Source organism: Pseudomonas sp. NY15356 (assembly GCF_048068175.1).
GTDB lineage: Bacteria > Pseudomonadota > Gammaproteobacteria > Pseudomonadales > Pseudomonadaceae > Aquipseudomonas > Aquipseudomonas putida_K.
Window position 1 is genome coordinate 19,736 of record NZ_JBLUPW010000026.1, and the last position, 11,468, is coordinate 31,203.

Below are 11,468 nucleotides of genomic sequence, written 5' to 3' on the forward strand. Positions count from 1 at the left end.
AGGGGCAAGCCCGCTCCTACAAGTTCGGTGTCGATACCCACGATCAGGCCGGCTGCTGGGTCCGCAGCTTCTCGCTACGCCCGCGCAACCATTCCAGGGTCAGCAGCAGGATCACCGAAAACGCGATCAGCAAGGTCGCCGCCGCGGCGATGGTCGGGCTCAGGTTCTCGCGAATGCCGCTGAACATCTGCCGTGGCAGGGTCGCCTGCTCGGGGCCGGCGAGGAACAGCGTCACTACCACTTCGTCGAACGAAGTGGCGAAGGCGAACAGCGCCCCCGAGATCACCCCCGGGGCGATCAGCGGCAAGGTCACCCGACGGAAGGTCAGCAGCGGCGAAGCGCCCAGGCTGGCTGCCGCCCGCACCAGGTTGTAATTGAAGCCCTGCAAGGTCGCCGACACGGTGATGATGACGAACGGCACGCCCAGCACCGCATGTACCAGGATCAACGAAATGAAGCTGTTGCCCATGCCCAGCGGGGCAAAGAACAGGTAGCTGGCCACGCCGATGATCACCACCGGCACCACCATGGGCGAAATCACCAGGGCCATCACCAGCGACTTGCCGGGGAAGTCACCTCGGGTCAAGCCGATGGCGGCCAGGGTACCGAAGACCATGGCCAGCAAGGTGGCTGCCGGCGCGACGATGATGCTGTTCTTCAACGCCCGCATCCATTCGGCCGAGGCGAAGAAGTCCTGGTACCACTGCAGCGAAAAGCCCTGCAACGGGTACACCAGGAAGCTGCCGCTGTTGAAGGACAGCGGCACGATCACCAGCACCGGGAGTACCAGGAACAACAGGATCAGGCCACAGAGGATGCGCAGGCTGTAGAACCAGACCCGCTCCACGGGCGACATGTAAGGGCTCAGCATGACAAGGGCTCCTCAGCTCAGGCGCAGGCGGCTGGCACCGACCAGCCAGCTATAGATCAGGTACAGCAGCACGGTCGCCAGCAGCAACAGCCCACCCAGCGCGGTGGCCATGCCCCAGTTGATGCTGGTGTTGGTATAGAAGGCGACGAAGTAGCTGACCATCTGGTCGTTCGGGCTGCCCAGCAATGCCGGGGTGATGTAGTAGCCGATGGCCAGGATGAACACCAGCAGGCAGCCGGCACCGACACCGGCGTAGGTCTGCGGGAAGTACACCCGCCAGAAGCTGGCGAACGGGTGACAACCCAGGGAAATCGCTGCACGCATGTAGCTGGGCGAAATCCCCTTCATCACGCTGTACAGCGGCAGGATCATGAAGGGCAGCAGGATATGGACCATCGAGATGTATACGCCGGTCCGGTTGAACACCAGCTCCAGTGGCTCGTCGATGATGCCCATGGCCATCAGTGCGCTGTTGATCAGGCCGCCCGACTGCAGCAGCACGATCCACGCCGCCACGCGCACCAGGATCGACGTCCAGAACGGCAACAGCACCAGGATCATCAGCAGGTTGCTCTGCCGAGTCGGCAGGTTGGCCAGCAGGTAGGCCAACGGGTAGGCCAGTACCAGGCAGATCGCTGTGATCACCACGCCCATCCACAGGGTACGGGTGAAGATGTCCAGGTAGATGGACTGGTCAGGGGTCGCCTTGGCCACCTCGCCCAGGTCATCGATGCGGTGATCCAGGGCCGCCAGCAGGTAGAAGGGCGTGACCGTGCTGGTGTTGCGGCGGATCGCCTGCCAGTAGGCCGGGTCGCCCCAGCGCTCGTCGAGCGCCTGCAGGGCATCCTTGTAGGAAGCGGGCTCGGCCTTGAACGGCAACGCCCGGGCAGTCTTGGCCAACAGGCTGCGGTAGCCGGCCAGTTCCATGTTCAGGCGCTTGGAGAGATCGCCCAGGGTCTGTTTCTTGCGCGATTCGGCCAGGTCCTCGCTGAGCACCTTGTACACGTCCTCGCCCGGCAGGCCCTTGCCATCCCACTGGGTGATGGCCTGGACGGTGCGCGGCAGGCCGGTCACCACCTCAGGGTTGCCGACGCTCTTGTACAACAGTGCCGCGATCGGCACCAGGAACACCAGCAGCAGGAACAGCGCCAGCGGCGCGATCAACGCCTGCGCCTTCCAACGGTTGACCCGCTCGGCGTGCTTGAGGCGCTGCTTGAGGCTTTTACCTGCGCCTTCGTTCAGGGGCACTGCAATGGCCATGGCGAACTCCGAAAATCTGGGGAACGATGAGCGCCGGCGCGATGGCCGGCGCTCCGTCAGCGCGGCTTACTTCTTCGCCGCCCAGGCGTTGAAGCGTTGTTCCAATTGCTCGCTGTTGTCGGCCCAGAAGGCCACGTCGATCTGCACCTGGTTGGCGATGTTCTCAGGCGTGGTCGGCATATCCTTCTTCACCGCGTCCGACAGCAGGCTGACCGCCTTGGCGTTGGCCGGGCCGTAGGCAATGTTCTCGGAGTAGGTCTTCTGCTGTTCGGGCTGCACGCTGAAGGCGATGAATTTCTTCGCCTCTTCGACATCCTTCGCGCCTTTCGGGATGGCCCAGGCGTCGAAGTCGTAGATACCGCCGTTCCACACCACCTTGAGGTTGCTTTCCTTCTGCACCGCCGCGATCCGGCCGTTGTAGGCCGAACTCATGACCACGTCACCCGAGGCCAGGTATTGGGGCGGCTGGGCACCGGCTTCCCACCACTGGATGCTCGGCTTGATCTGGTCGAGTTTCTTGAAGGCGCGGTCCTGGCCCTCTTTGGTGGCCAGTACCTTGTACACGTCCTTCGGTGCCACACCGTCGGCCATCAGGGCGAATTCGAGGGTGTACTTGGCGCCCTTGCGCAGGCCGCGCTTGCCCGGGAACTGCTTGGTGTCCCAGAAATCGGCCCAGCTGGTCGGGGCGGTCTTGAGCTTGTCGGCGTTGTAGGCCAGCACAGTGGACCAGACAAAGAAGCCCACACCGCAGGGCTGGATGGCGCCCGGCACGTAATCGGCCTCGTTGCCGAACAGCGCCGGGTCGAGTTCTTCGAACATGCCCTCGTCGCAACCACGGGCCAGTTCCGGCGACTCCACTTCCACCAGGTTCCAGGACACGCTGTTGGTGTCGACCATGGCCTTGACCTTGGCCATTTCTCCGTTGTACTCGCCGGCGACGATCTTGCCCTTGCCCGCCTTCTCCCATGGCTCGTAGAACGCCTTGACCTGGGCGGCCTTGTTGGCACCGCCGAAGGACACTACGGTCAGGTCCGCGGCCAGGGCTTGGCCGGCGACGGACAGGCCGAGGGCCAGGGCGGTCAGTTTCAACTGCTTGTGCATTATTGTTCTCTCCACAGTTCAGGGTTGGTGAAGCAAACCTTCAATGGGCTTCGGCAATCGGATCGAGCGCGCGGGCGTGCTCCACCTCCCAGCCAAGCGGTACCACGTCGCCCACGGCCAGGGCCGGGTCGAGTTCGGCGATCGGCTGCTTCACGAAGAAGTCGCCCTTGCCGCACACCTCCAGGCGTACCCGCACGTGGTCGCCCAGGTAGATGAACTCGGCGACTCGCCCGGAGAAGCGATTGACGCAGCGTTCGCTGTGGCCATTGAGGCGCACGCGCTCGGGGCGGATCGACAAGGTCACCGGCTCACCGGCCTGGCCGACATTCACCGCCAGGGCCTCGACCCGCTCCCCACGGGGCAGCTGGACCTGGCAGCGATCACCGTCGCGCATCAGCAAGGTGCCGTTCAAACGGTTGTTCTCGCCGATGAAGTTGGCGACGAAGGTGTTGCGTGGTTCTTCGTAGAGGGTGCGCGGGTCGGCGATCTGCTGGATCTCGCCCTGGTGGAATACCGCCACCCGGTCGGACATGGTCAGCGCCTCGCCCTGGTCGTGGGTCACGTACACCACGGTCACGCCCAGGCGCTGGTGGATGTGCTTGATCTCCATCTGCATGTGTTCGCGCAGTTGCTTGTCGAGGGCGCCAAGCGGCTCGTCCATCAACACCAGTTGGGGTTCGAACACCAGGGCGCGGGCCAGGGCCACACGCTGCTGCTGGCCACCGGAAAGCTGGCCTGGGTAGCGCTTGGCGAAGGCATCGAGCTGGACCATGGCCAACACCCGCTTGACCCGCTCGCTGATATCGGTCTTGCTGAGGTTGCGCACGCTCAGGGGGAAAGCCAGGTTCTCCGCCACGGTCATGTGCGGGAACAGCGCGTAGTTCTGGAACACCATGCCGATGTCGCGCTTGTGCGGCGGCACGTTGTTGATCGAACGCCCGGCCAGCTGGATCTCACCGGCAGTGGGGGTCTCGAAACCGGCGAGCATCATCAGGCTGGTGGTTTTGCCCGAGCCGGACGGGCCGAGCAAGGTGAGGAACTCGCCCTTGCGGATGTCCAGGTTGAGGTCCTTGACGATCAGCGATTCGCCATCGTAGCTCTTCTGTACACCGCGGAAGCTGACCAGTGTCTCGCCAGCGTTCGAATTCGCCTCGCTCATGCCTGCACCTTCTTGTTGGAATGACTGCGTAGGCAAAGCGTAGAGCAGCTACAAGGCCCCCGGAAATCGGGGGTACTGAGAGAATGCCATCATCCAGATGGAAGATTTGCTGTAGGGAACGCCCTACACGCGTGACGCATTCGGATATAGACACGTAGGCCCCGAACGGCCCGCGCTCATAGAACAACTCATAACCGTTGGATTTTGCGGACTCTTTGTAGGAGCGGACCTGCCCCGCGATCAAGGGCGAAGCCCTTGCCCGGCGATGGTGATATCGGGCCAGGCCCAATCGCGGGACAAGCCCGCTCCCACATGGGGCTGGTCTCTGCGCAGGGCAGGGTGATCTCCCATAGGAAACCGCGCGTCTGGGCACGGATGTCGTAATCACACCAGCTTATGCTCCATCGCGTACTTCACCAACTCCGCCAGCGAATTGACCTTGAGCTTCTGCATCAGCCGCGCCTTGTGGGTGCTGATGGTCTTGCTCGACAGCGCCAGCTGCTGGGCGATGTCATTGACGTTGGCGCCCTGGGCCAGGCGCTCGAACACCGAGAACTCGCGCTCCGACAACAGCGTGTGCAGCGGCCGGGTCTCGGTCAGGCCAACCTCGAAGACCATGCGATCGGCCAGGGCGGGGTCGATATAGCGCCCACCGCTGGCCACTCGGCGGATGGCGGTCAGCAACAGGGCCGGGTCGCTGTCCTTGGTGGCGTAGCCCGCGGCACCGGCCTTGAGGGCCCGGGCGGCCATCTGCGCCTCATCGTGCATCGACAGCATCAGGATTGCCGGCGGGTTGTGCAGGGCGCGGATCCGCGGGATCGCCTCCAGGCCGTTCACCCCTGGCATGGAGATGTCCAGCAACACCACCTCACACGGCGCCTGGCGCAAGGCCTCGAGCAGCTGTTCGCCATTGCCGGCCTCACCCACTACCTGCATGTCCTTGGCCAGGCCGATCAACTGCTTGACGCCCTCGCGGACAATGGTGTGGTCTTCGGCCACTAACACACGTATCACGATCGCTCTCCCCTACCCCAACGCAATGGTCACACTCAGGCTACAACCTTCACCCGGCTCGCTGTCCAGCTCCATGCTGCCACCGAGCATCAGCACACGCTCACGCACCCCCACCAGACCGAACGAGGTCGGCCTAGCCTGGTCGCGCGCAAATCCCACACCATCGTCGATGACGGTCATGCGCAGGTGGTCCGCCTCGCAGGCCAGCTCGATCTGCACGGTATGCGCCTGGGCGTGGCGCATCACGTTGGTCAACGCCTCCTGAAGAATGCGGAACAACCCGGTGGCCTTGGCGTCGCTCAACGCCGGCAGGTGATCCGGCACCTGCACCAGGCAAGGAATCTGGGTACGCGCCTCGAAGCGTCGCGCTTGCCATTCGATGGCCGAAGCGATGCCCGCGTCAAGGATCGGTGGGCGCAAGGCGGTGGCGACATCACGCACCAACTGGAACAGCTGGGCGATCAGGCGCTTCATGCTGGCCAGGCGCTCGTTCAGGCCCGGGTCCAGCTCGGCATAGGCCAGTTCGCACATCGAGACTTCGAGCTTGAGCACGGTGAGCATCTGCCCCAACTCATCGTGCACCTCCCGAGCAATGCGGGCCTTTTCCTCCTCGCGCACGCTCTCAAGGTGCGCCGAGAGTTCGCGCAACTGCTCCTGGGAACGCGCCAGTTCGAGCTCGACCCGCTTGCTCTGGGTGATGTCCCAGACAATGCCGTCCCAGACCACGCGGCCGTCGGCCAGCCGCCGCGTACTGGCCTTGATGTCGGCCCAGCGCTGCTCGCCCTGGCGCGTGAGGATCCGGCCCTGCCAGGACCAATCCTGGTCAGTGGCCAGGGCCAGGTCCTGGACCCGGTGATAGTCGGCGCGATCCTGCGGATGCACCAGGTTGCGCAAGCCCATGTCGGGCTGCTGGATCTGCGCGGGCGTGTAACCCACCAGTGCCTCGCTGCCTTCACTGATGTACGGGAACTCCAAGTCACCCTCGGCCGGGTCACGCTCCAGGCGAAATACCAGCCCCGGCACGTTGCCAGCAATCCCCTTGAGCCGCGCGTCGCTTTCGCGCAAGGCCGCCAGGGCACGGCGGCGCTCGGTGACATCGGTGAGGAACACCACCAGGTATTCGGCGTCGCGAAAACGCAGGAAGCTCAGCGACAGCTCCACCGGCAGCAAGCTGCCGTCGCTGTGCAGGCACTGGGTCTCGAACTGCTCGGCACTGCCATCACCGCTGCGGACCCGCTTCCACAGCTCCAGCCAGCGGTCCATGTGCAGGTTCGGTTCGAAATCGATCAGCGGGCGGTCGAGCAATTCACCCTCGCCACGGCCGAGCATGCGTTCGGCCGCATGGTTGGCGTAGCGCACATGGCTGTCCCAGTTGACCCAGAGGATGCCGACGGTGCTCTGGTCGATCGAGAACTGGCTAAGGCGCAGCGCTTCCTCCCGGGCCTGGCGTTCGACCAGATTCTCCCGTGCGGTCAGCAGGTGACGCTCCAGCTGGTGCTGCTGCCGGCGCTGCCACAGCAGCGTGGCCAGGGCGCAGATCAGCAACAGGCCGAACAGCAGCGCAAGGTTGCGCCAGAAGCCCACGGTATCGCCCAGGCGTGGGTACTTCGGCTGCAACCAGCGCTGGTGCAGTTGCTCCAGCGCCTTGGCGGGAATGGCCTGCAGGCCTTGCTCCAGGATGTCGGCCAGCATCGGCCAGTCGCGCCGCGAGCCGATGCGCAGCAATTGCGGCAAGCCGATATCGCCAACCACGGCCAGGTCGCCGAACTCGCTCTCCCGGGACAAGCCACTGAGCCTTGCCTCGTCCAGCACCGCATAGCTGGCCTGGCCGCCCAGCACCAGTTGCAGGGCCTGACGCTCGCTGGGCACACCCTGCAGATTCAGGTTGCTGTAGTTGGCTCGCAGGTAGTCGGCCAAGGCACTGGGCATGCGCACCGCGACCCGGTCGTTGACGCCGAGCTTTTCCAGCTCGACCGCCAGCGCCCCGGTGCGCAGCCCGACCACCAACTGGGGCACGCGCATATAGGGGTCGCTGAACGACCACAGACGCAGGCTGCCCGGGGTTTGCGTAAGGCCCGGGGCGAAATCGACTTCGCCGGCGCGCAGGGCCTGCTCCAGAGCGGCCTGGTCGGGGAAGTTGCGCCAGGTAAGGTCCAGCTCCAGGGCACGCGCAAGCTGGGTCACCAGTTCCACGTTGGCGCCATAGAGCTGCTGCAGGCGCCGATCGAACTGGGCGTAGGGCGCTTGCAGCACCAGGCCGACCCGCAGGCTGCGATGGCTGTCCAGCCATTGCTGCTGGGCCGGGTCGAGCACCACCGAAGGCGCAGGCTCGGGCCGGGCCAAAGCGATCAAGGGCAGCAACATCCAGCCGATAACCAACAGGCGACGCACTCGCTTCATCTATACGCTCGTCTTGGCAAGGGCGGCCATCATGCATGGCCGTCACGGACAAATACTATTAGGCTGCCGGTATCACTCTGGCCTTGGGTAAGATCCATGTTCACACTTTATCGCACGACGCTGGCAGTGTTCTGCCTGGCTTCGCTCTTGCCGCTCGGCACACAGGCCGCCGATGCGCCAGCAACCCAACCTGCCGAGGCATCGGCCACCCCCCCTGCACCCCGCCCGCCCCTGGCAGAACGCAGCCAGGAAGACGCCCAGGCGCTCGAACGCACGGTGCCCAAGGCTGAACAGCAAAACTTGCAGGTCGGCGCCGACAACTTCCTGGCCCTGTGGAAACCGGCCAACGACAGCGACCCCAAGGGGGCCGTGATCATCGTTCCGGGGGCCGGCGAGAATGCCGACTGGCCCAATGCGGTCGGCCCGCTGCGCCGCAAGTTTCCCGATGTCGGCTGGCACAGCCTGAGCGTGAGTCTTCCGGACCTGGTCTCCGACAGCCCGCAGCCACGGCTCGACAATACGCCACAGGCCCAGCCTGACAAAGGCAAGGGCGAGGCGGCTCCGGCCAAGGACACCCCGGATGATGCCAACGCCAACGTCGCCCAGGCCACCGCGCCCGATGCCGACACGGCCGAAAGTACCGACGCCAAGGACGCCAGCGAACAGAACGACCAGGCCGATGCCGAACGCATCTTCGCCCGCCTCGATGCCGCCGTGGCCTATGCCCAGCAGCACGAGGCGCGCAGCATCGTGCTGATCGGCCATGGCAGCGGCGCCTATTGGGCGGCACGCTACCTGAGCGAGCGGCAACCGCCGCAAGTGCAGAAACTGGTAATGGTCGCGGCGCAAACGCCGGCAAGGGTCGAGCATGACCTCGAAAGCCTGACGCCGACGCTCAAGGTGCCCACTGCCGATATCTACTACAGCACCCTGCCGCGCGACCGACGCGCCGCCGAGCTGCGTCTGCAGGCGAGCAAGCGGCAGAAGGACGCCCCCTACCGGCAGTTGTCGCTGATCGCCACGCCGGGCAATGCAGCGGCCACACAGGAACAGCTGTTCCGACGGGTACGCGGGTGGTTGATGCCGCAGGAATAAATTACGCCTAGAGCCCCCGCCGTTTGCGAACCATGGCGTACGCCTGGTGCAGCTCGCGCGTGCGCTCGGTCGCTTCACGCACCCGCGCCTCGCTGGCACCGCTGCCGGCCAGCTTGTCCGGGTGGTGCTTGCTGACCAAACGCCGATACGCCTGCTTCACCTGGTCGATGTCGGTGTCCGCCTCGATGCCAAGCAGGCGCAAGGCCGCCGAATACGTCATCACCCCGCGTTCCGGAAGCGTTTTTCGCGGCTCGTATTCCAGCGCCAGGCCAAGGACCTGGGTCCGGGTCAGCCCCAGCTCGCGGCCCCATTCCAACAGCAGCTCGCGCTCACGGGTACCGGCCTTGCCGTCCGCCCAGGCCATCCGGCAGCAGGCGCGCAAGGTGCCTTCGGCCGCATGGGGTTGCAGCCTGATCCGTTGCAGGTAACGCCCCAACCGATCCTTGCCCGACTTGCCGCGGTTGAACGCGGCGATCGCCCGCAGCCTCGCGGGTTCGGTCATGGCCAACCGGGTCATTTCCTGGCGGGCCTGCTGGATATGCCCCTCGACGACCCGGCCATCGCTTTTCGCCAGGCGCCCGAGCAACACGAACAACAGCTCCTCGTCCCGCAACGCCGGGCGCCCGCCCAGGCGTTCGCGCACATCGTCCCAGCTCTGCAGGCGCAGACGCCGGTCCATGGCCTGGCCAAGCAAGGCGCCAAGCAGTGCGCCGGGAATGCTGGCGATGGCGAAACCGGCGCCGGCCCCGATCACTGTGCTCGGCCACCACATCTCAGGCGCGCCCGGCGATCAGGCGCTCGACCTCGGCCAGGCGCTCGAGGGTGCCGACATCGACCCAATGGCCCGCATAGTGCTCGCCAGTGACCTGCCCCTGGCTCATGGCCTGGCGCAGCAGGGGCGCCAGCTTGAAGGCGCCGGGCTGGCAACCGTCGAACAGGGCGGGATCGAGTACCGAGATGCCGCTGAAGGTCAGGGTCCCGGGCGCATCGTCGCCGTCCACGACCTGCTCGCCGGCCAGGCGGAAATCGCCCCGCCCGTGATGGCCTGGGTTGTCCACCAGCACGAGGTGGGCAAGGCCGGCCAACGGGGCGCGCAACCGGGCGAAGTCGTAGTCGGTCCAAATATCGCCATTGACCAGCAGGAACGGTGTATCCCCCAGCAACGGCAGGGCCTTGAAGATACCGCCACCGGTTTCCAGCGGCTCGCCTTCTGGCGAATAGCGGATGCTCAGGCCAAAGCGGGCGCCATCGCCCAGATGGTCTTCGATCTGCTGGCCGAGCCAGGCATGGTTGATCACCACATCGGTGAAGCCTGCTCGGGCCAAGGCCTGCAGGTGGTACTCGATCAACGGCTGGCCAGCCACCGGTACCAACGGCTTGGGCGTGTGCAGGGTCAGAGGGCGCATGCGTTCGCCCTTGCCTGCCGCCAGGATCATCGCCTTCATGGGCGAGCTCCGGCTTGGAGTTCGGCGATCAGCTGGCCCAGCTCCGCCAACTCGGGGCGCCGGCTGATGACCTCGTCGATGTAGGCGAAGAAGCGTGGCACGTCGGACAGATAGCGGGGCTTGCCGTCACGGTGGCAGATGCGGGCGAAGATCCCGATCACCTTGAGGTGGCGCTGCACGCCCATGAGATCGCTGGCGCGGTGGAAGTCCTCGAAATCGGACTGGACAGGGATACCGGCCGTGCGTGCTTTTTGCCAGTACTCGCGCAGCCAGCCTTCGACACGCGCCTGGGGCCAACTGACGAAGGCGTCCTTGAACAGGCAGGTGATGTCGTAGGTCACCGGGCCGTACACGGCATCCTGGAAGTCCAGTACGCCAGGGTTCGGCTCGCTCTGCATCAGGTTGCGTGGCATGTAGTCGCGGTGCACCAGCACCTTGGGCTGGGCCAGGGCGCTGTCGATCAGCAGCTGGCTGACACGTTGCCAGCTCGCCTGCTGCGCCTCGGTGAAGGCCAAGCCCAGCTCCCGCCCTACGTACCACTCCGGGAACAGCTCCACTTCGCGGCGCAGCAAGGCGTTATCGTAGCTGGGCAGTGGCGCGCTCATCGGCAAGCGCTGGAACGCGAGCAAGGCTTCGATGGCATCGGCGAACAACGGATCGGCGTTGTCGGCATCGATGATTTCCAGGTAGGTCTTGTGCCCCAAGTCACTCAGCAGCAGGAAGCCACGTTCCAGGTCCTGGGCGTGGATGGAAGGGACATGCACGCCGGCGCTGGCCAGCAGATGATCGATCTCGACGAACGGGCGGCAGTTCTCCTGGGGCGGCGGTGCATCCATGATCACGAAGCTGTGGCCAGCGGCCTCCCAGCGGAAGTAGCGGCGGAAGCTCGCGTCGCTGCTGGCCGCGGTCAGGCGGCCTGCGGGCACTTCGCCCCAGGCGTTGTCATGGAAAAGGTGGGCAAGCTGTTCATCGAGCCAGGCGGTCAGTTGTTGCAGGCGTACATCGTGATCGGGCATTACAAGGGTCTCCGACGGCCCTAGCCGTCAAGCGGGTCATGCTTTATTATCCAGCATCTTTTTCAGACCATCGAGAGGCGTGCGGCCCCACACGCGGGCAGATGGCA

The 11,468-nt window shown here is 65.1% G+C and carries 10 protein-coding genes; 1 reads left to right on the forward strand and 9 read right to left on the reverse strand.

Annotated features, from left to right (window positions below):
- Positions 1-43 precede the first annotated feature (43 nt).
- The 6 genes from ACNFCI_RS18790 to ACNFCI_RS18815 all read right to left on the reverse strand — a co-directional run bounded on the left by ACNFCI_RS18790 (position 44) and on the right by ACNFCI_RS18815 (position 7,805).
- Positions 44-871 carry an ABC transporter permease gene (locus tag ACNFCI_RS18790; protein ID WP_324815055.1) on the reverse strand — a complete coding sequence of 276 codons (828 nt, stop codon included), beginning with the start codon at positions 869-871 and terminating at the stop codon, positions 44-46.
- Positions 872-883: 12 nt separating this feature from the next.
- Positions 884-2,131 (reverse strand): ABC transporter permease, encoded by a 1,248-nt coding sequence (locus ACNFCI_RS18795; protein ID WP_368830272.1) that lies wholly within the window; start codon positions 2,129-2,131, stop codon positions 884-886.
- A gap of 66 nt (positions 2,132-2,197) precedes the next feature.
- Positions 2,198-3,232 (reverse strand): ABC transporter substrate-binding protein, encoded by a 1,035-nt coding sequence (locus ACNFCI_RS18800; protein WP_368830273.1) that lies wholly within the window; start codon positions 3,230-3,232, stop codon positions 2,198-2,200.
- A 40-nt stretch (positions 3,233-3,272) separates the two neighbouring features.
- Entirely contained in the window at positions 3,273-4,391 is a 1,119-nt protein-coding gene (locus ACNFCI_RS18805; protein WP_084856160.1) for an ABC transporter ATP-binding protein, read from the reverse strand.
- Between the two features lie 384 nt (positions 4,392-4,775).
- Positions 4,776-5,408 (reverse strand): response regulator transcription factor, encoded by a 633-nt coding sequence (locus ACNFCI_RS18810; protein ID WP_172403012.1) that lies wholly within the window; start codon positions 5,406-5,408, stop codon positions 4,776-4,778.
- Between the two features lie 9 nt (positions 5,409-5,417).
- Positions 5,418-7,805 (reverse strand): PAS domain-containing sensor histidine kinase, encoded by a 2,388-nt coding sequence (locus tag ACNFCI_RS18815; protein ID WP_324815049.1) that lies wholly within the window; start codon positions 7,803-7,805, stop codon positions 5,418-5,420.
- A 96-nt stretch (positions 7,806-7,901) separates the two neighbouring features.
- On the opposite strand from ACNFCI_RS18815, the gene ACNFCI_RS18820 reads away from it, so the two are divergent.
- Complete coding sequence (locus tag ACNFCI_RS18820) at positions 7,902-8,900, forward strand: alpha/beta hydrolase family protein (RefSeq protein ID WP_416768099.1); 999 nt, start codon at positions 7,902-7,904, stop codon at positions 8,898-8,900.
- A 7-nt stretch (positions 8,901-8,907) separates the two neighbouring features.
- Here ACNFCI_RS18820 and ACNFCI_RS18825 read toward each other — a convergent pair whose 3' ends face one another.
- From ACNFCI_RS18825 to ACNFCI_RS18835, 3 genes are read right to left on the reverse strand one after another with little or no spacing between them, the layout of a single operon-like run.
- Positions 8,908-9,672 carry a DnaJ domain-containing protein gene (locus ACNFCI_RS18825; RefSeq protein WP_084856167.1) on the reverse strand — a complete coding sequence of 255 codons (765 nt, stop codon included), beginning with the start codon at positions 9,670-9,672 and terminating at the stop codon, positions 8,908-8,910.
- A 1-nt stretch (position 9,673) separates the two neighbouring features.
- Positions 9,674-10,345, reverse strand: coding sequence for an N-acetylmuramate alpha-1-phosphate uridylyltransferase MurU (gene murU, locus ACNFCI_RS18830; RefSeq protein WP_416768100.1), 672 nt, complete (start codon positions 10,343-10,345; stop codon positions 9,674-9,676).
- Positions 10,342-11,361: an aminoglycoside phosphotransferase family protein gene (locus tag ACNFCI_RS18835; protein WP_416768101.1), complete on the reverse strand. Its 1,020-nt coding sequence runs from the start codon at positions 11,359-11,361 to the stop codon at positions 10,342-10,344. The genes murU and ACNFCI_RS18835 overlap by 4 nt, the downstream gene beginning before the upstream one ends.
- Positions 11,362-11,468: the final 107 nt, after the last annotated feature.